The sequence below is a fragment of the uncultured Eubacterium sp. genome (genome assembly GCF_934295145.1).
Lineage (GTDB): Bacteria > Bacillota > Clostridia > Lachnospirales > Lachnospiraceae > Eubacterium_I.
In genome coordinates, this window is the sequence record NZ_CAKRAS010000025.1 from 19672 (window position 1) to 43305 (window position 23634).

A 23634-nucleotide genomic window follows, 5' to 3' on the forward strand; every position below is an offset into this window, starting at 1 on the left:
TCAAATGGTTAGTTGTTCTGTCCGTAATATGCATTCGCGCCATGTTTTCTGTAATAGTGCTTGTCCTGCAGTTCCTGCGGTGCCGGCTGATTCTGCGGATTGATCATCTCACAGCGAGCAGCCATTTTTGCCACTTCTTCCAGAACAACTGCGTTGTGTACTGCCTCATGTGCATCTTTGCCCCAGGTAAACGGACCATGATTTTTACATAAAACTGCCGGTACTGCGATATAATCTTTGCTGCGGCGTTCGAACTCATCCGCGATCAGCACGCCGGTATTATGCTCATATCCTTCGTCAATCTCTTCTTTCGTCAGATTGCGCACGCATGGAACTTCTCCGTAAATATAATCCGCATGGGTTGTTCCATAACACGGAATGTCACGTCCTGCCTGCGCCCAGCTGGTGGCCCAGGAAGAATGCGTATGTACGATTCCACCGATATTCGGAAAACGATTATAAAGAACCACATGGGTCGCGGTATCAGAAGACGGATTATAGCGTCCCTCCACTTTATTTCCCTTTAAATCTACGACCACCATATCTTCCGGTGTCAGCAGATCATATTCCACACCACTTGGTTTGATAACAAACAGCCCGGATTCCCGGTCAATTCCGCTGACATTTCCCCAGGTGAATGTTACCAGTCCATACTTCGGAAGCATCATATTTGCTTCATATACCTGTTTTTTCAACTCTTCCAGCATGAAAAATCCCTCCCGTTTTTCATATATGTATATCTGATCTATTAGTACAATTGTTCTACTGCTGCACGCTCAATGGCAAGACCTGCTTTATAATCTTTCATAAATGTCTCAAAGCCTTCCACATCGGCTGCCTCCGGCTGCATTGCACTGCCTTCCTCTCCGTGGAAAATTCTGGCATTCAGATACTCCGGCAATGTCTCGCCTTCTGCCTTGTTCTGCATGTAAGCGGCCAGAAGTGCAATTCCCCAGGCACCGCCCTCACCGGCTGTCTCCATAACAAACACCGGTGTCTGCATTGCCGCAGCCATGATCCGCTGTCCGACGCCTTTTGTCAGGAAAAATCCACCATGACCAAGCATTTTGTCAATCTGTACTTTTTCCTGTTTTACCAGAATGTCCATACCGGCTTTCAATGCTCCAAGTGATGTCATCAGATGTACTCTCATGAAGTTTGCAAGATTAAATGCACTGTCCGGTCTGCGCACAAACAATGGGCGTCCTTCTTCAAATCCGGTAATACTCTCTCCCGAAAAATAATTGTATGCCAGCAGGCCACCGCAGTCTGCATCACCTTCCAGTGCCTTGCGATACAAAGTTCCGTACAAAGTATCCATATCCGGCTTCACGCCAAAAGCTTCCAGTGCTTCGCCAAACAATCCAACCCACGCATTCAGGTCAGAGGTACAGTTATTGCAGTGTACCATAGCCACCGGTTTTCCATCCGGTGTGGTAACCATATCGATTTCTTCATAATATTTGGAAAGTGCATGTTCCATAACAACCATGGCAAATACACTTGTTCCTGCGGATACGTTTCCGGTACGTACTGCCACACTGTTTGTCGCTGTCATACCGGTTCCCGCGTCTCCCTCCGGCGGACAAAGCGGTATTCCTGCCTGCAGATCCCCTGCCGGGTCAAGCAATTTTGCACCTGCCTCCGTCAGTACACCAGCCTGCTCTCCTGCCACCAGAACTTTCGGGAAAATATCTTTCAAATGATAGTTCATTCCTTTTGCCTGTAAGAGCCCGTCAAATTTTGCCGCCATTACTTTATCATAATCATTGGTATTTGAATCAATTGGGAACATTCCAGCAGCCTCACCGACACCGACTACTTTTTCTCCTGTAAGTTTCCAGTGAATATAGCCAGCCAAAGTGGTAACAAAACTAATCTGTTTTATATGAGACTCACCATTTAGAATTGCCTGATACAAATGTGCCACGCTCCATCGCTGCGGAATATTAAATGAAAAAGTTTCAGAAAGTTCTTTTGCAGCCTGCTCTGTCATAGTATTTCTCCAGGTACGGAACGGAACCAGTAACTGATCTTCTGCATCAAAAGCCATATAACCGTGCATCATGCCGCTAAATCCCATAGCAGCTACCCGATTTAAAGTGACTCCATATTTTTCCTGCACATTCTGTTTCAGTTTTGCATAACAATCCTGTAATCCTTCCCGGATATCGGCCAGACTGTAAGTCCAGATCTGGTTCTCCAGACGATTTTCCCATCCATGACTGCCCAAAGCCAGTGTATCTCCAGCTTCATCGATCAAAACAGCCTTAATTCTTGTGGAACCAAATTCCATACCGAGAATCGCCTGACCATTTCGGATCAGCTCTGCAATTTTTAACTTGTCCATCATTTTTCCCCCTTTATTTATGATCGTAACATATTTTCATTCTTTCTGGATATCTTTGTCTCTCAATGCTTTTATCATAAATCATTTTCAATGAAATCAAAAGAATTTTATTATGCATTTTCTGGACATTTATTGACATTCCATATAAAATAAAAAGAAAAATATACTTTTTCAGATCTTAGCCTTCCGGATTGTGGAACTATCCGTTTTCCCTGTCCTGTGCTATGATCTTCGGAGGCATATATGCTTGCAAATTTTGAACCAAGAAATACTGGTAGCGCTGAGCGGGTCTGGACCGGCCGCTACCGTAACCTGCACAATCTCCCGCACTGGCATCTGGAAAATGAACTGATTATTGTGGAACAGGGCTGTGTCACGGTGTCCCACAATCATCAGGAATATAACCTTACCGCCGGAGAATCCATTTTTCTTTCCAGCGGGGAAATCCACTATATCAAAAGTGAGCCAGACAGTATTACCGCTATCACCTTATTTGATGCAGCTCTGACTGCACCGCTGACCAGTCATTATCAGCTCTGCTGTGCCAAACTGTCTGGTAACTATGATATTACAGCAGTCTTTTCCCTTATTCAGAGAGAGCGTAGCGAGAAAAAACTTTTCTTTGAACAACAGACCTGTGTGCTGATCACCGAATTAATGATCCGGATCTTTCGCGGAGAAGCCTGTATGCCTGCGGTAAGCCGCCAGGAACACTCTTCCATCGACAATTACAAAGATCTGCTGGATGAAATTGACAAAAATTACAACTACATCACATTTTCCGATGCCGCTGCATTTATGGGACTGTCAGAACCGTATTTTTCGAGATTTTTCCGAAAGATTTCCGGCATGACATTCTCCCGATACCTGAATACCGTTCGTTTGGAGCATGCCATCGCCATGCTGCTGGAAAATCCACGCAAACATTCGGTGACAGAAATCGCATCCCTCTGTGGATTCGAAACCATCCGGCATTTTAACCGTGTTTTCCGTGATATTACAGGAATGTCGCCACGGGAACTTCCCGCCAATTATGTTCCGGATTTCAAGCCGATCTGCCGGATTGCGGATGCATTTGACCCGACACTGCAAAGTTCGGAACTCTTGACGGAACCAGATTCACAGGAGTAAGATAGAAGAACAAACAGAAATGGAGAATTTATTTATATGAAAAAATTAAAACAGATTACTGCACTTATCGGTGTTATCGCACTGGCTGGATTATACGTGTCTACACTGGTGCTGGCGCTGATTGGCAGTGCGGAAGCGATCAACCTGTTAAAAGTTGCCGTGTATGCAACAATTGTGCTTCCGGTATTGCTTTGGGCTTATTCTTTCATCTACCGAATGATGAAAGGGAAACAGAATGATGATACGTCTGAAAAGGATGACTAAAATTTAATATTATACTTTTCAATCGCATTGACACCGTACACTATATATTCCAGCACATTCATTACAATCATCAGGGAATTCCATCTACCGTGTAACACTGAATAACCTCGTAACTTAGATGAAAGGACTCTGGCTATTTTTTCTTAACCAGCGATTGTTAGCGGGAAAGACTAAATAGCAGAGTCCTTTTTTCATAACCTACCGTTTGTACAACACTATTCTGTCGTAGCCGAAGTATCAGAAGACGTATCGTCTGTATCATCAACCTTGAGATCATCGATTCCTTTATTTAATGTCGTATTCACATAGCTGCTGCCAACCAGATATACATTTGCATCGCCGCTGACCTGCACGTAGGTGCCGCCCACAATCTCATTTGTGCTTCCAAATGTCACCTTTTTTTCACTTCCATCCGAGAAATTCAGTGTTACCTGCTGTGTCGGCTGATCAATGCCATACTCTGACACATTCTCCGGGCTTTCCACGGTACTGTCCGCAGTCATACTGCCAAGAGAAGACAGCATCGTTTTCATTTTATCCGCATCAATCTCTGCGTTTTCATCTGTACTGCACTTCCAGTCATCACCATCCTTTACAAAACTCAGAACTGTCTCGTCATATTCATAGGAAATCCCGGTTACATCATCCGATGCAAACTGAAGTGCATAGACTTTCTCATCTTCTTCCTGCTGTGCTGCTTTCTGATCCTGTTTTTTCTGGTATCCTTTCATCCCAGCAGACGCAGCTACAATTGCCACCAATGCAATCACTAGAATAATCCATTGTTTTTTTCTCATACACATATTCCTTTCAAAAGCATGATACTGAGCGCATAATTCTAATCTGTATAATCCAAGATATTCTTTTTAGAATTGCTGCGCTCTGTACTTTATTTCAGGTTTACTATGCCCGGCGTCTGCGATACCAGATCACGATACCGATTACGATCAGAGCCACCGGAAGCACCATGACAAGCAGTGTCTCACTCATGATCGCAATGGACTGATTTACAGACAGCGTGGAATATGTATACTGTTTTGCATCAATGGATACCGCAGAATCACTTCCCGCAAAGCTGCTTGTAATTCCTTTAAACAGTGCCAGATTCTGTCCGGACACCATGGAATCCGCATCATTTGTAAAGGTCAGAGAAGAACCGAGGATTGTAATATCCGCTCCTGTCTCACTGTCCGTAATATTTGCTGCAATGCTGAAGCTTCCAGTCTGATCACCGCTTTCTTTCTCAAAAGTCTTGATATTAGTGATATCTGTCTTGATATATGCATTATCAGACGTTGTCAGCAGATCTGTCCATGTAATGGTATCCGGGTGTGCACCACTATTACTGATGGCCTGTGCATATGGCATAAAGACATATTTTTCCACCTTTGAAGTCTGCGTAGCGCTTGCCACATTCGGAAGCAGATAGAACGGATACTGATAGTAATGAGAATGATCAGAATCCATTACCAGACCATTTGTTACATTGATATCGTAAGCAGCAAGGATACTGTCAAAATTCGGTGTCTCAGCAGTCTTGTTGTAAGAAGTTGTGATCACTGCTTTTCCGCCACCAGACAGATAATTGCTTACTTTTGATGCGTCATCTGCTGAGAAATCAGAGGTTGGTCCGTTAATAATGATAGCTGCTGCATCTTCCGGGATTGCATCTTCCTGCAGAAGTGTCACTTCCTCGACGGAAATATTCATTTTCTCCAATGCAGATTTAAAACTATCATCCAGAGATGTCTCTCCGTGTCCTGTGATCACATATACTTTTGGCATATCCTCACTCGTTACATAGCTGATGGCACTGGTCAGCTGACCTTCTCCATCATATGCGGATTTTGTCTGTGTATAAGTAGAATAATCGACAGAGTATTCATACAGATCATTTGCATCCACTACCTTGGACGCATTTCCGCTCACGACAATAATACTTCCGTCTGACGGTGCGGTATCGGTATAACTTGCATAAAAATTCGGTGAAACTGCAGGATCTACATACTCTACTTTAATATGTGACGATTCATCTGCATAATTTTCCAACGTACGCTCTACTGTATCATCTACATTTTTCTCGCTGGATAAAACGTAGAATGTCACGTCTTGTTTCAGTTTTTTCACCAGATTCACACTGTCATCTGTCAGTGTATACAGATTTTGTGTGGTCAGATCTATGTTTTTCGTTTTTTCCGGAAGCTGATTTGCAAACACATTTGCTGCAACAGCAATCGCAATTCCAATTACAACAAAACTGGAGTTGAACACACCTCGTCTGATCTTTTTGGAACTTACTGTCCAACGATGTTTCTGCACTACCTGACAGGTCAGGAACAGGAATAATACTGTTCCACTGACATAATAAATAATTCCAGTCACATCCAGCATACCATTGCTGAAATTATTCAGCGCTGTGGATGTGGACAGGCAATTCAAAACCTTAGTTAATGTATTTCCACTGGAAGAAATAATGCTTGTGATTCCCTCCATCATATATCCAATGAACAATAATGCAAAGGATAATACTGCTGCGATTACCTGGCTTTCTGTCAGAGAGGACACAAAGACACAAATAGCAATAGACAGACAACCATACAGCCACACTCCAAGAATTGCCGCATAACTTTCTGCAATCGGAACGCTGCCAAATCGTGCCAGCAATGGCGGGCACAGACAAATTGCACCAACGACAATCGAAAATACGATCACCAATGCAAAAAATTTGCCAAGAATTACTTTCGGGATGGAAACCGGTGAAGTATATAATAACTGATCTGTCTTTGTTCTCCGGTCATCCGACATACTCCGCATTGCCAGAATCGGGATAATGATCAACAGTACAAATGCCACATTATTCAGAGAATAGGACAGATACGGTGTCCCGTAAATCAGGTTATTTGCCACAAAATATAAATTATATACAAAGAAAAATGCTGCAAGGAAAATCCATCCGATTACAGAGGTAAAATATGCCTTCAGCTCTCTTTTTAATACTGCCATCATGCCTTATGCACCTCCTCAGATCCGGTCAACTCAAGGAATACATCCTCCAGAGTCTTTGTATTTGTCTTCATTTCCAACAAAACAAGATTGTTAGTCACACAATAATGAAATACGGATGCACGGACATCGCATCCCTCCTGCGAAATGACAGACAGGTGGAGTTCCTTCTTCTCAAATTCAGCTGCTTCCATTGCATCTTTTTCCTGTACAGATGACTCAGTTTCCGCGAATGCTTTGTTCTGCTTTTCTGTTTCAAGCACTGATGCATCTTCTACAACCTTTTCTTCTGGAACAATTTCTTCCGTTTCTATTTCTGCATCCGGATCATGTAAAAGTACTTCCCGCACGATTTTACATTCTTTGACGCCATCGACCTGTTTCAGGCCGGCAATCTGCTCTGAAGTTCCCTGCACGATAACATCCAGCTGTTGCGCACCACTCATGCGGCTCTCCAGATGTTCCATAGAATCACTAGCCACCAGATTTCCCTTGGAAATAATAAACACATGATCGCACACAGCACTGATTTCCTGTAAAATGTGGGAACTCAAAATTACCGTATGATTTTCCTTCAAAGAGCGGATCAGATCACGAATTTCAATGATCTGTTTCGGATCCAGTCCTACGGTCGGCTCATCCAGAATAATAATTTCCGGCATTCCCATCAACGCCTGTGCAAGTCCCACACGCTGTCGGTATCCTTTTGACAGATTTCGGATCAGGCGATCTTTCATTTCATGAAGCTTTGTCAGATCCATCACCTGCTTAATATCTGCATTTCGTGTATGCGGATCCAATTTTTTCAGTTCTGCCACAAATTTCAGATATTCCAATACTTTCATATCACCATACACCGGCGGAATCTCCGGCAGATAGCCGATACATTTTTTTGCTTCCTCCGGATTCTTATTAATGTCATATCCATTAATTTTTACTTCTCCGGATGTCGCACCGATATAGCCGGTAATAATATTCATTGTTGTTGATTTTCCTGCACCGTTTGGGCCGAGGAATCCATAGATATTTCCCGGTTCCAGTGTCAGATTCAGATCATTGACAGCCACATTTGTGCCGTATTTTTTTGTAAGATGATTGATTTCTATCAAAACACAATCTCCTCCATTTTCTAAAATTGTTATTCTGTATCTTATACGGAAAATGTGTTAAATATTAGGAAAAAATGTGTCAATTATGTGTCCGTTTTCTCTTTATCTTTTTTTCTTTCTTCTCCCTCCGGTCACTGCCGCACAACATACAGTTCCAACCATTGCTGCTATCACAACAATTGTTGTTACAGGCATTCGCTTTTGCACTTCAGTATTCATCTCTGATTCCGATTGCTCCGTTTCTTCTTTTAACCGTTTCTCCAGATCCCGCTTCATTCTGCGAAAGCTTCTTTGATTTTTCGCCACAAACACGCCCTGGATCACTTCGTGATACTCATTCGTGCTTCCATCTTTCTTCCATGCCTGATCTGCACAAAAAATTTCTATCTGCTGGTCTATTCCCTCCGAAATGGTAAAATGCACCTGTCCATCATGCTCTTTTAAATACTGTTCCAGCTTCTCCCCGGTCAGATTTACCAGCATTTTCCTGTTTTCTCCCAGAGCATCTGTCACAGATACCTGAAAAGTCTTTAATTTTCCGCCTTCATCTGACGGTATCGCTGTCACCTGCTGTTCTTCCGTCTCATAAACATGATCCGCTTCCAGTCCCGACAGCAAAACCGATGGTGCCGACTGATCCACCACCCATGACAACTGCATCTTTTTCACATCACTATATGCCTTTGTACCAGTCTTATCCACGGATTCCACCACCAGATGATATTCTCCTTCTTTGGCAAAAACATCTTTTTTGACCACATAACGACGCTCACTCCAGGATTTCTCCCCTGTCACTGCATCCGTGGTAAAATCTTTTCCTTCCTGCAGCACAGTTCCATTTAAACGCACTGCGTAATCCTCAATCAAATCTGTATTTATCTCCCGGATTTCCACATCCGATTCCACTCCATAAATATAATATCGTTTCGTCAGTTCTATGACTGCATCATCCACCTCAAAGGCTGATCCACCACAATTAATAGAGAATTTCATCTGCTGACGTGCAATCCCGTCCTCCGTTTTAATCTCATGGATCTGATTTCCGGAATAATCTTCCGCCTGACAAGTCAATGTATATATTCCATCTTCGGTCAGTTCTGGTATACGATAACTCCAAACTCCTGTATTCGAATTTTTCACCGGCTCCGGAAGTAATACCTCCTCTGTCAGATAGGTTCCATCCACTCCAGTCACTACTCGTTTCAACATTGGCTGTATTGATTCAGTGTTCAAGTTGTTTCCTTTATCCTGAATCTGAAGAAACGCATCCGAAATGGCAGTTTTCTCCGCAGTATCCGCATGTATTCCAAACACTTTTATCTCCGGTGCCATGTGATCAATGACAATCTTTTCTGACAGATACGGTTCCATTTCATTCCCATATGGATCAGTGTAAAATACCTGGATTTCATACTCACCGTCTTTCTCCAATGACACAGTTGTCTGATACTGTATGGCTCCAATCGCCTTCCATTCAGTCTGCACATCTTCTACTGTTCCATTCCTTGTCAAAGAAAATACAACGTCTTCCGATCTGAAGTTTGCCTCCATTACATTCAATACAAAATCTATCTTTTCTGCATAATATAATTTTCCATTCTGTTTCTGTACCGGCGTCGGATAATCAACCGTCAGCAGCGGACTGACTGTATCAATCACTAATGTTCCCATACAGGTCTTTTGTAAACTATGCCCTGCCAGATCAGTATATTTTAATTCCATCTGATATTGTCCGTCCGCATGCAAAGGCACCGTTGCATGCCACAAGTTCTTTTCTTGCTTGTCACGCGTCCAATCACTCCATTTTTTCAATGAAGAAGTTGGTGCATCTGTCCACTCACTCTTCCGTCCACCATTTTCCGTCTCACTTTTCTTTACCAAAACCTCCCATTCCACCTCGTACGGTCGAAAATTTGCATCACAGATAGAAAGTTCCACCAACTGCGTTCCATCTGCCTGCACCTTCCCTGCTGTTGTCTCTTTCTTTCTCCATGACAAATTGGCCTCTGGTGAAGTACGGTCAACCGTCACTATCGCAGATTTTTCTATTAATTTCACTACTTCACTATCTGATTCATCATTCTTCCTATCCCTTTTATCTGTATCTGCCTTATCTTCATCTTTTTCATCTGATTTTATCTCTTCGTCACCTTTTCCGTCAGGGTTCACCTTTTCCTCTACCAGAATCTGATAATCACCTTCCGCAAAGGAAAATACCTCAAGCACATACGTCTGTGTTTCTTTCTGCCACTTCCACTCAGAAATCCTGCAGATAAAATCCAGTGTTTCTTCTTTTTCTATCGCTGCATGCCAGATTTCTGTTCCATTATGAAAAATGCTTACTACAAAGTTCTTATAATCGTCTTTCTTCTCATTTTTCTCTACAACTTTACTCTCATTATCGTTATCGTTCTTATCTTCAATATTGTTTTTATCATCTACACTATCTTTGACATCTTCATCATCTGTACTATCTTTTCCATCCGTATCTCCGGCAGTTGCTTTCTTCTCTGGCAGTTCTACCCTCACACTCACCGGCCCGTCATAAATCAGTCTGCTTGTCTCATCAATTTCATCTGCTGGCACATTTTCCCTTGTCCATGCTGTTTCACTGTCTGCTTTTACCACGGAAACCCGCTTACTTCCATCGAATGCCTCATAGGAAAACAAATTTCCTGGTTTCATTTCTTCTTTTTCATTCTTGGCTACTCTATTTGTTCCGTTCTCTGCCTGCACCTGTATCCCTGTTCCCACGCTGCTTACAAATAGCAAACACGCACATAACATTCCCAATACTTTTCTCATCCATTTCCTCCTGCACTCTCAATTTTCTGAATTGTTTCCTCTATACATTGTTGTATCTGTATTACCGTCTGCTGTATTTCAATCTGTGATTCCCCCTGCATTTCTTCTGATATTCCACTTAAAAATTGTCTGAGTTCTTCCGCAGATGCAGCTTCAAGAAATGCACTCATATTTGTGTCAATCAAATGATCAATTTCTGTCCAAACCTGCAGTCTGTCATCCACCATTTCCAGTTCTGATGCCTCTCTTCGCAACATCTGTACATTTTCCCACAACGCACGTTCTTCCTCATACCGTTTTTCGACCTGCACAGTGCGTGCCCCCTGATACTGGCTAATCAACTCCAGGCAATCTGCAATCCGACAATAACTCTTTGCTGCAGGAAATACGTTTTCCACCTCCTTAAGCCATCTTTTCGCACTCACATAACGGTCTTTATCCACATTCACCTCATAAAACTGCAAAAACGACATTCCAACGCTATAACATACCTGTATATACCCCTCTGAATTCGTTTCGCAAAGCCGCTGCATAACTGTCTCATCCTGTTCTTCTGCTTCCTTTTCCGGCAATATTTTTTCCAACCACAGTTGATTTAATTGTTCCGTTTCTTCTCTGGTCAGCCGCAGATCAGAAATCATGCTGCGAACCAACGCCAGATAGGCTTCTGTCCGTTCCGGATATTGCAGGATCAACTGGTGATAATTCTCATATGTTTCTGCCTGCGAAAGTTTCTGCTCATACTCCTCCGAACGTACAACTTCCTGTTCAGAAATCTCTGATTTCACCTTTTTGCCACCAAATATCGTTTTATCTCCTGCCAGATTTTCATTATTGCTGCCTAATATCCATTGATTCTTTGTAACACCTTTTACATAAAAAGCCGTTCCAGCACAAAAAATCCCGACACCTATCCATAGCACCAGGCGATAACACCAATGTCCACGAACCTTCTTCCTGTCCCTGGTTGTTTTCCCAAGCTTCTGCAGCGCATGCGCCAGTTCTTCACAACTCTGATAGCGTCTGCGTGGATCTTTTCTGGTACACTTCCGGATAATCTGCTCAAGCCCCGGTGACAACCTTTCTTTTATTGTGCCACGCCTGCTGCCATTCTGCAGCCGCTCCATTCCGGCTCCCGGATGCTGCCCCATAGCCAGATGATATAAAGTGGCTCCAAGACTGTATATATCTGACCGTGCATCCGTCTCCCCACTTCCGCCGAACTGCTCCGGTGCCGCATATCCAACGGTTCCCAGGCACACTGTATCCATTCCGTTTTCCCCTTTAAATTCCCTGGCTGTTCCAAAATCGATCAACGCCAGCGTTCCATCCGTTTTTTCAATGATATTTGCTGGCTTCATATCCCGATAGATCACCGCTGGTGACTGTGCATGCAGATACCCAAGCACTTCACAAAGTTCCATCCCCCAACGAACAACCTGCTCTTCGGGCTGCCTTCCTTCCCGCTCCAGCCGCTCACTTAAAGGCTGCCCTTGGATGTAATCCATCACAAGAAAAAAGCGGCCTTTTTCTTCCACCACGTCAATAATCCCCGGCAGCCCCGGATGCTGCAGCCTTTTTAACATATCTATTTCCCGCAAAAGCCCCCGCTTTGCCAGCTCCATATCCGTCTCTGTGCCATTTCGCAGTTCCTTGATCGCCCACTGTCGGTTCACTGTTTCATTTACTGCCAGATATACCCGACTCATTCCACCGTGACCGATTTCCTGTAAAATCCGATATTTTCCACCGATCAGACTGCCACACAGCAGACAGGTATCCTCCCTGTCTTTCATCCTATCACGCCTTTCCCTCTCTCAACTGTTGCCCAAGTATATACAACTGAACCCATCAGCGTCAATCTGGCAATTTGACTGAAAATGGGCACTATACAACATGCACAATCAGCGCCACAAAATTCACAAAACCGCATATATTCTGACTTTACGCAAAAAAAGGACCCCAAAAACAACTGTTTTTGAAGTCCCACTTTTTTTCATTTTTATGCAATTTTTTTCTTCCGCTGAAGCAGCGAAAATGCGATCAGACAGATGATCACTGACGTCAGCGATCCGGCTGCCGTTGCCAATCCCATCGGGAATAACGTATCCGGAAAGAATTTAGATGTCAGATACACACCCGGCACACGCACCAGCACAATGGCGGTGATATTGTGGATAAAGGACAGTTCTGACCGGCCGCACGCACAGAAATATCCGCTGAAACTGAAATGAATGCCTGCAAAGATACAATCCCAGATATAACCACGAATGTACTGTGTACCCAGTAAGACAACCGTCGCATCCGCCGTAAACAATCCGACCACCGGTGCCGCCGCAAACTGTATGATAACTGCGATGATCACACCAAATCCAACCGTGATTCCGATGGAGTACCGCAGCGTCTTGATGGCACGTTCCGGTTTTCCTGCACCGATATTCTGTGCCCCCAATGCTGACACGGTAGACAGCATGGACGACGGCACAAGGAATAAGAAACTGATGATTTTTTCCACAATTCCGACTGCTGCCGCATCATTCAGACCACGGCGGTTTGCAATGACCGTAATTACAATAAACGCAATCTGGATCAGGCCATCCTGCAGCGCAATCGGAATACCGATACGTACGATCTGTCCCATCACAGTTTTCTCCGGTCGAAAATCCTTTTTGCTTACTTTTATGCCGATACCACGCCGCTTAATGACATACAATGCGATCACAACGCTTAACGCCTGCGCCAGTGTCGTACCAAGAGCTGCTCCCGCCGGTCCCAGATGCAGACCACCCATAAAAATATAATCAAAGCCAATATTTGCCGCACAGGCAATCGCAATAAAATACATCGGACTCTTGGAATCACCAAGGCCACGAAAAATTGAACTGATGATATTGTATGCTGTAATGCACGGAATTCCGATAAAGCAGATCGTCAGATAAGCTACGGTTCCTTTCACCGCCTCCTGCGGTGTGGACATCACAGCTACGATTGGACGCACAAGCATCAGAAAAACCGCCATCATCACAACAGCCACGATCATAAACAAAATCACAGTATTTCCAATCGTTTTTGCGGCTTTCTCCCTGTCGCGACCTCCCACAGCCTGCCCAATCACAACGGTAGTTCCCATTGCAAGACCGACAATCATAACTGTCAGCATATGCATCACCTGACTGCCTACCGACACCGCCGTAGTACTCGCTACGCCATCAAACTGACCGATAATAAACAAGTCTGCCATTCCGTATAATGTCTGTAAAAAATATGACAACAGATACGGCAGTGAAAAATAGATCATATTTTTTAAAATACTTCCTGTTGTAAGATTTCGTTCCATAGATTTCTCTCCCATTACTTACAAAAAACGCTCTGTATATCAGTAAACCTTACAACAATTACGATGTCAACCCTTTTTTCTCTCAGGCAGTGGCATTTTTTTGTCACAGAAGGTAGCACAAATGTTACACTTCACACACGCCATTCGCAAAGTGCACCCAAAAAGGGAGCTGCACAGCACTGCTGGACAGCTCCCTTGAATCACGCACCAAGTCTCACGTGCGTTCGACTTGAAACTTTGCATTCCCACGTTCCTATAAACTTACGCTTTTTATATCAGTCAAAATATTGACATGTACTATGCCTATACCGTCTGGTGTTTTGCAATGTACACTGGGAAAGAATCTGTTCCTTTTAATTCTTTTCCGGCAGTAATCACAACATCTTTATCTGTAATGATATACTCTGCTTTTACATCCGGCTCAACGACCGTATCCTGCATCAGTACACAATTTTTCACAACTGCGCCTTTTCCAACTTTCACCCCGCGGAAAAGAATACAATTTTCTACAGTTCCCTCGATCACGCAGCCATCCGCAGCCATTGTATTTTTTACAACCGTGCCATTGATGTAACGAGTCGGGTTGTCATCTCTCAGTTTCGTATAAATTGGTCCGCCTGCAAACAATCCTTCCAGATTCTCATCCTCGAGCAGTTTCAGATTCTCCTGGAAATAACTCTTCATATCACAGATGCGGGAAGCATATCCCTCATATCTGTGACCATAGATTTTAATTGTATCTACCTGATTTGCCAGGATGTCACGCTCCAGGAAAACATTTCCGCGGATAAATGCATCATCGATCAGATCGATCAGATACTCACGGTTGAAACAGTAAATATTCATACCAAGATTATGTGCACCTTTTTCTTTTGTATTGATATGCCATTTGTTTACCCGGCCATTTTCATCAAAATCAAAGGTATAATACATATCCTTCCTTGCATTTTCCGCTTTCAGTAATCCTTCCGGAATCTCTTCCACGGTGTATGCAACCGTTATATCCGCATCATTTTGTTCATGGGTTGCAACCAGTTTTCTGAAATCAAAGTTCACAGCAATATTTGTATCTGTCATGATGACATATTTTTCTTTCTGCTTTTTCAGGTAATCCAGTGTGTGCTCTAATGCATCAATACGTCCACTGTGCAGGTTCATGCCCTTCTCTGCATATGGCGGCCAGATTGTCAATCCACCATTCTTACGAACCAGATCCCACTCACGACCAGAACCGAGATGATCCATCAGGGAATGATATTTCTCACGCACTAGTACAGATACGTTGTTAATGCCACTGTTTACCATACTGGAAAGCACAAAATCTATCAAACGGTATCGGCTGGCAAAAGGGACGGATCCCATCAGGCGCTCATTGACAAGCTCCGAAATGAGAGAATCATAGTAATTAGGGAAAATGATTCCCAGTGCGCTAATATTTGACTTTACCATTCTTCCTCACCATCCTTTACATTTTCTCGAACCATAGCAGTAGAGCCTACCATTGCGCCATCTCCTACGTAGACACCCGGTCCAATAGTAGCAACGCCTTTCTCCTCACCATCTTTTGTCACACCAATCTTGGCATTTTCTCCAATGACAGCATCTTCTCCGATAATACAATGCTCTACTACAGCACCTGATTTAATCACAGTGCCACCCATGACAACCGCATCCCTGACAACAGCACCCGGTGCTACTTTTACACCGGCAAACAGTACAGAATGCTCTACCTCACCGTCGATCCGGCATCCGTCTGTGATCATAGAATTTTTAATCACTGCATGCGCACCAATCTTGTGACCAGTCATACCACTGTTTCGGCTGTAGATTTTCCAGTCATCATCAAACAGATCAATACCACTGTTTTTCGGATCAAGAACCTCCATATTAGCTTCCCACAGAGAAGAAATCGTTCCGACATCTTTCCAGTAGCCACTGAAGTGATATGCATACATCTCTCTGCCGTCACGCAGCAGATTCGGAATAATATTGTTACCGAAATCGTTTTCAGATTCCGGATCTTCCTCATCTTCGATCAGATATTTACGCAGTACATCCCAGTTGAAAATGTAAATACCCATAGAAGCCAGATTTGACTTCGGATTTGCCGGTTTCTCCTGGAATTCTGTAATTTTATCATTCTCATCTGCAACCATCAGTCCAAACCTGGAAGCCTCTTCCCATGGCACTTCCATAACAGCCACGCTGAATTCTGCGCCTTTTTGCTTATGGAACTCCAGAAAGTCACTGTAGTCCTGTTTGCAGATCTGATCACCAGAAAGAATGATGACATATTTCGGATCATAACGCTCAATAAACGAAATGTTCTGGTAAATTGCATTCGCAGTTCCTTTGTACCAGTCGGAACCGGATGCTTTCTGATATGGTGGCAATACATGGACACCTCCGTGTAAACGGTCAAGGTCCCAGGGTTGTCCATTTCCAATGTACTCATTCAAAACAAGTGGCTGATACTGTGTCAGAATACCTACGGTATCAATACCGGAATTTATACAATTGGATAACGGAAAATCAATGATTCGGTATTTTCCGCCAAATGGAACTGCAGGTTTTGCAAGCTTTTGTGTCAGCGCATATAATCGTGAGCCCTGACCACCGGCAAGCAGCATAGCAATAATTTCTTTTTCCACTTCATATCCCCCTCTAAAAAATTAGTATTTATTCCCATAATTTTCAAATGGTTAGTATGGGTATTAATTATATTATACTGCATATTTACCAATTTTTAAAGTGTATTTTGCGTTTTTCTCAATATTTTTTACAATGATTTTCTTTTGTTTTTACATTTTTTCATAATTTTATACAAAGCAACATTTTTCCCTTTTGTTTGATAGGAAATTCATCGTAATTTCCTATCAAACAAAAGGAGCAGCCGATTGTTTCGCTGCTCCTGTCTTACTTTTTTATAACTATTTTTTACAAATCTGCTTTGTTCTGAATAGCTGCACTGCCATATGCCTAGCGATATATAATATCTTCTCTGCCTGGTCCGTTGGAAACCATAGTGATTGGGAAACCAATCTGCTCCTCGATGAACTCTACATATTTGCGGCAGTTTTCCGGAAGATCTTCGTATTTTTTGATTCCGCGGATATCGCATTTCCATCCCGGTAATGTCTTTAATACCGGTTTTGCTTTCTCCAATTTTGCAGTGGTCGGGAACTCAGTGGTTACCTCACCGTCAATCTCGTAACCTACGCATACCGGAATCTCATCCAGATATCCAAGTACATCCAGTACGGTAAATGCTACATCTGTAGTACCCTGCAGACGGCATCCATATTTGCTGGCGACACAGTCGAACCATCCCATACGTCTCGGTCTGCCTGTTGTAGCGCCGTACTCGCCACCGTCGCCGCCGCGTCTTCTCAGCTCATCAGCTTCGTCACCAAAGATCTCGCTGACAAATGCGCCTGCACCTACTGCACTTGAGTATGCTTTGCAGACTGTAATGATCTTCTTGATCTCGTATGGCGGGATACCTGCGCCGATTGCGCCATATGCTGCCAGTGTGGAAGAAGATGTAACCATCGGATAAATTCCGTGATCCGGATCTTTTAATGTACCAAGCTGACCCTCTAACAGGATTTCTTTGCCCTCTTTGATTGCATTCCACAGATAAGCAGATACGTCACATACGTATGGCTCTACCATCTCTTTATACTGGTGCAGAGTCTCCAATAACTCATCCGGATTCAGTAACGGTTTGTGATACAGGTGCTCTAAAGTAACGTTCTTTGTCTCGCAGACACTGACAACTTTCTCTTTTAAAAGCTCCTCATCAAATAATTCACTTACCTGAAAACCGATTTTTGCATATTTATCTGAGTAGAATGGTGCAATACCGGATTTTGTGGAACCGAATGATTTACCACCCAGACGCTCCTCCTCGTACTGATCGAATAATACATGATATGGCATAACCATCTGCGCACGGTCAGATACAAGAATTTTTGGCATTGGCACACCTTTTGCTACGATGTCCTGGATCTCTTTGAACAGTACCGGAATATTTAATGCAACACCATTACCGATGATGCTTGTTGTATGTCCATAAAAACATCCTGACGGAAGTGTATGAAGTGCAAATTTACCATAATTGTTCACGATTGTGTGACCTGCATTTGCGCCACCCTGGAAACGAACAATAATATCTGCCTCTTTTGCCAACATGTCGGTGATTTTACCTTTTCCTTCATCACCCCAGTTTGCTCCTACTACAGCTTTTACCATAATTACAGATTCCTCCTTCGGCATTATAAAAGACAGGTGTAAAACCTGCCTTTTTTATTTTCCGTTTTACTTTATGATTATACACGATTCTATACAAGATGTAAAATCTTTTTTCTAATATATATCGTCGATTCATAAGCAAAGCTAATAAGTTTTTTACTATTATATTACATTTATATCACTCAGCAAAAATTTCATCCGTCTTCCCCACGCTTAGTGCTCCACGCACTTGAAGCGGAGAATGCTTATTCTGCGTCCAAAAAATCCTCTGCATTAATTTTGTCCAGATAAAAAAACGTCATCGTAGCTTTCGCGATCTCACGGTCATTCTCATCTGTGATCATCACATCATACACACACATCTTTTTACCAATCTTGATCTCACGGGATTCTCCGATCAGCTTTTTACAATTCATGGCCGGACGCAGGTAGTTGATATTACCGGATACCGTCGTCACATATCTGCCACGGCTGGTTGCTGCCGCACCGCCAACAGTATCCACCAGTGTAAAAAGTACCCCACCGTGCGTGGAACCGATTGGATTTGCATGACGTTCATCCAGAACGATCTCAGCCTTTGCGTAACCTTCCCGAAGTTCAACAGTCCGAATCCCTGTATGCTTAATATATCCCATATTTCGGATTTCTTTTAACTTCTCAAAATCCATGTTATGCATCCACCTCAATTGCTTTTGTCGCTGTTACAGCCAAAGCACCTGGTCCAATATGACATGCGATACTTAAGGATAACGGATTCAGCACGATCTCGTGATCTGGAAATGCTTCCTGTACTTCTTTCTTGAACTCTTCTGCCGCTTCCAGATCATGAGTATAAGCCATAGAAATGTGTACACCTGTACCGTCAGCGGAGCCAAAACGTTTCTCACAATCATCTTTGATCTGTTTGATCATGATATTTTTTGCCTGTTTTACGGTTCTTGCTTTTGCAAAAGCATCCAGCTTCTCACCCTGAATCTGCAGAACCGGTTTCAGTTTCAGCAGAGTACCAAGTGCTGCTGCCGCCGGTGTGATACGGCCACCTTTTTTCAGATAATATAAGGTATCCAGCATAATATAAATACTGGATTCCATTTTATTCTCCATCAGTTTATCATAAATCTCCTGACCGGATTTGCCTGCCTCTGCAAGCTCCATGGCATCCAGTACAGACTGACGCTGTGTCACAGAAATACGCTGATTATCTACCACAAAGACTTTTCCATCATAATCCTGAGCCAGCATAGACGCTGTCGCACAAGTACTGGAAAGACCGCTGGACATCGGAATATGAATGATTTCATCATACTCCTCTAAAAGTTCATCCCAAAGCTCTGTAAAATTTGTCAGAATCGGTGTGGATGTATGAATATCAGCACCTTCTGTCAATCTCTCATAAAACTGTTCCTGGGTCAGATCAATATCCTCCAGAAGCATTTCTTCATTAATATAAAACGGCATCGGCATGACGCGGATTCCAAGTTCTTTTGCCTGTGCCTGAGTAATTCCACTGTTGCTATCTGTCACAATTGCTACTTTACTCAAATTTTCATTCCTCCGTTTTTTCTCTCTTGCTCTATACTCTATTTTTATCAGTACTACAAATAGTAACATACCGCAAGAGAAAAAACAACCGTCTTACTGGAATAATTCGTCTCCGCTCTTGAAACCGAAAGCCGGATGATAATCAAATTTTACAGCTCCTACCGGGATCTCCGGTCCAACTGCCTTCTTGATTCGTGCAATTCCTTCGTTTCCAAAACCTGCACATAACTCAATAGCGCCACATCCGTTTGCAACCAGTTCCTTTGCCGCTGCCTCTGCCTGCTCGTAAGTAGAGCATCCTACGACATGTAACGTAAGTGTCTCGGACGGAATTACTGCTTTCTGCTCCTGCGGGTTCTGTCCTGGTGCTACATAAATAAAAGCTGCATTAATCATGATATTATCCTCCTCATGCTTCTTTTGAATTATTCCGCTTCTTCTGCAAAAAATATATGTATTTTGAATTTTCTCGGAACAGCTTTATTTTAATACTACTAAAAAAACTTGTAAAGTCCGTCCCCGCCTGTATTTTAAACATTTTTGCTGAATTGTATTTTCTCTTGTTCTTATTTCACACATTTTTAACGCCGCCAGATACCTTCCTTTTTCTATAAGAACACTTCTATAATAAATAAAGCATCTTAGCAGATTGATTTACCCACTACTTAATCCCGCTTCTGCGCCTTCTGACAAATTTCTTCCAGGTTCAATCCATACCGGAAAGCAATATCCCGGGCATAACTCAGACCGTCCGGTGTCGTTCTGCTGATACGGTAACTTCGCACACCGTCCTCTTTATTTTCCATCTGTGCCACCAGATTATCAATCTTGCTGCGGTTTCCCGGATAATTATTGTACTCCGCAATCTTCATCGGCAGATCATGAATGTGCGTTACAAACAGGCCGCAGCAGCCAATCACGCCAATTCCTGTCAGCACTTCCGAAGCAATATAACCGGCCTCCAGGCCACTGGTACTGGAAAAAGACTCGTCCATCAAAAGCATGTCCGTGTCAGCGAGCCGCCCTAAAATCTCACTCAGACGGGCACACTCACTTTCCAGACGTCCCTTTCCAAAATTATTTTCATCGGAAACTGGAAAATGCGTAAAAATTCCCGTCATCGGACTCATTTTTGCCTGATGCGCAGGCACAAACAAACCAAGCTGACATAACGCCTGCGCCATTCCAACAGAATAGGCAAAAATTGATTTTCCACCGTGATTCGGTCCTGTCACAATATAAAAACGCCCGTTTTCATCTAGCATAAACTCATTGGAAACCACCGTTTTCTCCACACCGCGCATGGCAAGCATCGGATTGTAGACTTGTTTTAACTCACAAACCTTGTCCTCCACCGAACAGATCTGTGGCCGGCACATTTCAAATCCATGAGTCCGCATATCCAGAATAAACTTCACCCCAGCTGTCAGAAAGCGAATGTCATCCAACACTGCCACAAACATCGCTGTGTTTTCCTTATAATAATTCTGAATGATCGGTTCAAAAGCCCGCAAGGACTTTTCAAAAATAGTCTGCAGCGCACTTCCCATAGAATAATTCAATGACTTCTGTTCCTCCCCATGCAGTCCCTTTTGCAGCGGATACAGCGGAGTCATCATAACCTGACGGTCATTCAGCCGGTGCTTCATCAGTTTATTAATGATGCTTCCCGCCGAAAACTCCTTTTCATTAATAGAAATAATCCCTGCTTCCTTCGGTCGCAGATTTTCATCCAGGTTAATGCCGATGGTCACACTCTTCAGATAGCCAAAGTTTTTTCCTGTACATGCCATTTCCCTCTTCAGGTTTTGATACTCTTCACTGCAGGACACCGCATAAATCTGCGCGCGGAACCGTTTCATGCCCTCCGATATAATATCAGACTCCGGATTTTTCTCCAGTTCGTCAAAAACATCGGCAAACATATCCACCAGTTCCTCATACATTTCCAGATAACGCACGGCACTCAGCGCTGAATCCACAGAAAAATCACTCCCCAGCACACGGCGCAGATCATTTACATTCTGAATTTCTGAGACAGACCTGCAAAATACCTCATAAAGCTTTGGATGCTCCACCAGATCTTCCACGATAGCCTGCCGATATTCCAGTACCTGTGGATCCGCAGAAAAAAACTTTTCCAATGTCAGATCCGAGTAGCCCCGATACCGGTCATTTTGCAATACCACCATATCATCAATCTGTAACGTCCGGATAAACTCAAACGATTTCATCTTCACTTCCTTCGCCGGATCATACTCCGGCGGATATAAAAACCGGAAACCTGTCATTTTGTCTATTTCCTCCCATGACTTGTTTATCTACTATATATAAATTTCTTTAAGTTCCCTAATCTCCACAACGCGCCTCTTCAGATTTTATAACTGTTGCCTTTTCTTACCTCTAAAACGCATCACAAGTACAACAATTATACTCAGCACCAGTGCTCCGCTGCTGTCGATCAACACATCCGTAAACCTGCCGGCTCTTCCCGGCACAAACAACTGATGAAATTCATCCGTACACGCATAACCGAATGTCATCGCAAAAGATGCAATATTTCTCCATTTTCCACGGATACCGGACACCCAGAATGCTGTCAGAAACGATATACACAAAATAATATATTCCGTCACATGCGCTCCTTTTCGCACCAGTGTAGAAATCACACCCAATAGATCTGCATCCGATAATTTTGAGAACAATCCCAGCTTTGCCCGTACATTTAAAAATAGCTGCACAAAAAAATTGCTTAAATTTGATGACTCTTGCGCATGCTGGCTGGAAAAGCAAAAAATCATAACTGCTACAGCAAGCGGAAAAAGCCAGATGAAATATTTCTTATTAGAATAATTTTTCATAAACGATATGTTCCTATACTTCTATTAATAATCTTTTATAACACTCTTTGTTTTCAGTCACATAACTTATTGATTTTTGTAATCCTCCAGTATACTTCCTATCTTTTTTTCTCTATTGGAAGAAAGGAAGCTTACGGTTCCCTTTCCCTTACACTTATTCTACTGTTTCTTCATCAACGCTTCACATATCTGAGTTTCAACATAATCTGGTGCAAACTGTACTGCAATCTTGTATATCTGTTCGATCCAACTCTAATGTACCAATTTGTCAATAATATCTTGCACCTTCTCCGACTGTATCAGCCGCATCATCTTTTCATCCCCACCTTCAACCTCTGGCTTACCACACCTAAGACTATCCGTATGCTCTGACACACAACAATCTTTATACCAGCACTCACCCATAAGAGCACCTTTAACAGACCACTTTTCATTTTGTGTAAATTCACCAGCCAATGACTTCATCACACGTTCTGTAGAATATCTCTTAAATCCTGCTATGTACTGTAATGTTTTCTCATCATCAATCCTTGATAAGTCGATTCTGTGATTCCCAACTGCCGCCAAAACCTCCTCACGGATTTTTATTTTATCCGTCTTTCTGGTGTTCGTCCATTCTACCAGCTTGTCAAATGCAAGAATTAGGTACTCAAAACATATCATATCCAGAATTACAATCTTTCCTTCCAACTTATCTGTTATTGATTTCAACATACGATACTTATTGCGAATGTCCTGATTATCAACCACATAATCAAATGCAACATAGTATTCATCGTCATCTCTAATATCCAAGTCTATTAATGCATCCAATAATCCCTGATTGCTTCCTTTACTCTCAACTACAAGCTCATTGTCAAAGAAAAGCTGATTAACTAATTTCCAGAAGTGAAGACCTGCGCCGGTATCCTCTGTCCATAAATATCTCATATCACAACTCCTCTTCTAGTGTTATCCTGTTATTATCAAACTTCAGCA

At 42.9% G+C, this 23634-nt stretch carries 19 protein-coding genes; 2 read left to right on the forward strand and 17 right to left on the reverse strand.

The genetic code is table 11. From position 1 onward, the window contains the following. Positions 1 to 8: 8 nt before the first annotated feature. A complete protein-coding gene (locus Q0I54_RS06675) occupies positions 9 to 707 on the reverse strand; it encodes an L-ribulose-5-phosphate 4-epimerase (protein WP_296117454.1) in 699 nt (232 codons plus the stop codon). A 41-nt stretch (positions 708 to 748) separates the two neighbouring features. Then, the gene (locus Q0I54_RS06680; RefSeq protein ID WP_367270791.1) at positions 749 to 2353 is read right to left on the reverse strand and encodes a xylulokinase; all 1605 of its coding nucleotides are present in this window, start codon (positions 2351 to 2353) and stop codon (positions 749 to 751) included. Between the two features lie 240 nt (positions 2354 to 2593). On the opposite strand from Q0I54_RS06680, the gene Q0I54_RS06685 reads away from it, so the two are divergent. Both Q0I54_RS06685 and Q0I54_RS06690 read left to right on the forward strand, forming a co-directional pair. Further along, on the forward strand, positions 2594 to 3481 hold the full coding sequence (locus Q0I54_RS06685) for an AraC family transcriptional regulator (protein WP_296117455.1): 888 nt from the start codon (positions 2594 to 2596) through the stop codon (positions 3479 to 3481). A gap of 36 nt (positions 3482 to 3517) precedes the next feature. Next, entirely contained in the window at positions 3518 to 3745 is a 228-nt protein-coding gene (locus Q0I54_RS06690) for a hypothetical protein (RefSeq protein ID WP_296117456.1), read from the forward strand. A gap of 215 nt (positions 3746 to 3960) precedes the next feature. Here the strand turns inward: Q0I54_RS06690 and Q0I54_RS06695 are convergent, their stop codons facing one another. The 15 genes from Q0I54_RS06695 to Q0I54_RS06765 all read right to left on the reverse strand — a co-directional run bounded on the left by Q0I54_RS06695 (position 3961) and on the right by Q0I54_RS06765 (position 23586). Then, positions 3961 to 4542 (reverse strand): DUF4340 domain-containing protein, encoded by a 582-nt coding sequence (locus Q0I54_RS06695; protein WP_296117457.1) that lies wholly within the window; start codon positions 4540 to 4542, stop codon positions 3961 to 3963. Between the two features lie 106 nt (positions 4543 to 4648). Beyond that, a complete protein-coding gene (locus Q0I54_RS06700; protein ID WP_296117458.1) occupies positions 4649 to 6751 on the reverse strand; it encodes a Gldg family protein in 2103 nt (700 codons plus the stop codon). Beyond that, the gene (locus tag Q0I54_RS06705) at positions 6748 to 7857 is read right to left on the reverse strand and encodes an ABC transporter ATP-binding protein (RefSeq protein WP_296117459.1); all 1110 of its coding nucleotides are present in this window, start codon (positions 7855 to 7857) and stop codon (positions 6748 to 6750) included. The genes Q0I54_RS06700 and Q0I54_RS06705 overlap by 4 nt, the downstream gene beginning before the upstream one ends. 102 nt (positions 7858 to 7959) lie before the next feature. Beyond that, entirely contained in the window at positions 7960 to 10662 is a 2703-nt protein-coding gene (locus Q0I54_RS06710) for an Ig-like domain-containing protein (RefSeq protein ID WP_296117460.1), read from the reverse strand. Further along, entirely contained in the window at positions 10659 to 12458 is a 1800-nt protein-coding gene (locus Q0I54_RS06715; protein ID WP_296117461.1) for a serine/threonine-protein kinase, read from the reverse strand. Before Q0I54_RS06715 ends, Q0I54_RS06710 begins: the two co-directional genes overlap by 4 nt. A 206-nt stretch (positions 12459 to 12664) precedes the next feature. Beyond that, a complete protein-coding gene (locus Q0I54_RS06720) occupies positions 12665 to 13999 on the reverse strand; it encodes an MATE family efflux transporter (RefSeq protein WP_296117462.1) in 1335 nt (444 codons plus the stop codon). Positions 14000 to 14302: 303 nt separating this feature from the next. After that, a complete protein-coding gene (gene glgD, locus Q0I54_RS06725; protein ID WP_296117463.1) occupies positions 14303 to 15448 on the reverse strand; it encodes a glucose-1-phosphate adenylyltransferase subunit GlgD in 1146 nt (381 codons plus the stop codon). After that, a complete protein-coding gene (locus Q0I54_RS06730; protein ID WP_296117465.1) occupies positions 15442 to 16650 on the reverse strand; it encodes a glucose-1-phosphate adenylyltransferase in 1209 nt (402 codons plus the stop codon). Before Q0I54_RS06730 ends, glgD begins: the two co-directional genes overlap by 7 nt. Before the next feature lie 328 nt (positions 16651 to 16978). Beyond that, the gene (locus Q0I54_RS06735; RefSeq protein ID WP_296117468.1) at positions 16979 to 18253 is read right to left on the reverse strand and encodes an adenylosuccinate synthase; all 1275 of its coding nucleotides are present in this window, start codon (positions 18251 to 18253) and stop codon (positions 16979 to 16981) included. A 245-nt stretch (positions 18254 to 18498) separates the two neighbouring features. Then, entirely contained in the window at positions 18499 to 18921 is a 423-nt protein-coding gene (locus Q0I54_RS06740; protein ID WP_296117469.1) for a PaaI family thioesterase, read from the reverse strand. 1 nt (position 18922) lies between these two features. After that, a complete protein-coding gene (locus Q0I54_RS06745) occupies positions 18923 to 19795 on the reverse strand; it encodes a DegV family protein (RefSeq protein WP_296117471.1) in 873 nt (290 codons plus the stop codon). A gap of 93 nt (positions 19796 to 19888) precedes the next feature. Next, a complete protein-coding gene (locus Q0I54_RS06750) occupies positions 19889 to 20191 on the reverse strand; it encodes a DUF6506 family protein (RefSeq protein ID WP_307776715.1) in 303 nt (100 codons plus the stop codon). A gap of 269 nt (positions 20192 to 20460) precedes the next feature. Beyond that, entirely contained in the window at positions 20461 to 22086 is a 1626-nt protein-coding gene (locus Q0I54_RS06755) for a MutS-related protein (protein WP_296117473.1), read from the reverse strand. An 87-nt stretch (positions 22087 to 22173) separates the two neighbouring features. Continuing rightward, on the reverse strand, positions 22174 to 22656 hold the full coding sequence (locus tag Q0I54_RS06760) for a VanZ family protein (RefSeq protein ID WP_296117476.1): 483 nt from the start codon (positions 22654 to 22656) through the stop codon (positions 22174 to 22176). A gap of 252 nt (positions 22657 to 22908) precedes the next feature. Continuing rightward, entirely contained in the window at positions 22909 to 23586 is a 678-nt protein-coding gene (locus tag Q0I54_RS06765; RefSeq protein ID WP_296117478.1) for a hypothetical protein, read from the reverse strand. Between the last annotated feature and the right edge of the window lie 48 nt (positions 23587 to 23634).

Bases quoted from the DNA above. Each gene is read 5' to 3' on its own strand.
- Q0I54_RS06685 (WP_296117455.1), top strand. From the start codon at position 2,594: ATGCTTGCAAATTTTGAACCAAGAAATACTGGTAGCGCTGAGCGGGTC.
- Q0I54_RS06765 (WP_296117478.1), bottom strand. From the start codon at position 23,586: ATGAGATATTTATGGACAGAGGATACCGGCGCAGGTCTTCACTTCTGG.
- glgD (WP_296117463.1), bottom strand. From the start codon at position 15,448: ATGGTAAAGTCAAATATTAGCGCACTGGGAATCATTTTCCCTAATTAC.
- Q0I54_RS06715 (WP_296117461.1), bottom strand. From the start codon at position 12,458: ATGAAAGACAGGGAGGATACCTGTCTGCTGTGTGGCAGTCTGATCGGT.
- Q0I54_RS06680 (WP_367270791.1), bottom strand. From the start codon at position 2,353: ATGATGGACAAGTTAAAAATTGCAGAGCTGATCCGAAATGGTCAGGCG.
- Q0I54_RS06695 (WP_296117457.1), bottom strand. From the start codon at position 4,542: ATGAGAAAAAAACAATGGATTATTCTAGTGATTGCATTGGTGGCAATT.
- Q0I54_RS06760 (WP_296117476.1), bottom strand. From the start codon at position 22,656: ATGAAAAATTATTCTAATAAGAAATATTTCATCTGGCTTTTTCCGCTT.
- Q0I54_RS06755 (WP_296117473.1), bottom strand. From the start codon at position 22,086: ATGACAGGTTTCCGGTTTTTATATCCGCCGGAGTATGATCCGGCGAAG.
- Q0I54_RS06735 (WP_296117468.1), bottom strand. From the start codon at position 18,253: ATGGTAAAAGCTGTAGTAGGAGCAAACTGGGGTGATGAAGGAAAAGGT.
- Q0I54_RS06690 (WP_296117456.1), top strand. From the start codon at position 3,518: ATGAAAAAATTAAAACAGATTACTGCACTTATCGGTGTTATCGCACTG.
- Q0I54_RS06675 (WP_296117454.1), bottom strand. From the start codon at position 707: ATGCTGGAAGAGTTGAAAAAACAGGTATATGAAGCAAATATGATGCTT.
- Q0I54_RS06700 (WP_296117458.1), bottom strand. From the start codon at position 6,751: ATGATGGCAGTATTAAAAAGAGAGCTGAAGGCATATTTTACCTCTGTA.
- Q0I54_RS06710 (WP_296117460.1), bottom strand. From the start codon at position 10,662: ATGAGAAAAGTATTGGGAATGTTATGTGCGTGTTTGCTATTTGTAAGC.
- Q0I54_RS06750 (WP_307776715.1), bottom strand. From the start codon at position 20,191: ATGATTAATGCAGCTTTTATTTATGTAGCACCAGGACAGAACCCGCAG.
- Q0I54_RS06720 (WP_296117462.1), bottom strand. From the start codon at position 13,999: ATGGAACGAAATCTTACAACAGGAAGTATTTTAAAAAATATGATCTAT.
- Q0I54_RS06740 (WP_296117469.1), bottom strand. From the start codon at position 18,921: ATGGATTTTGAGAAGTTAAAAGAAATCCGAAATATGGGATATATTAAG.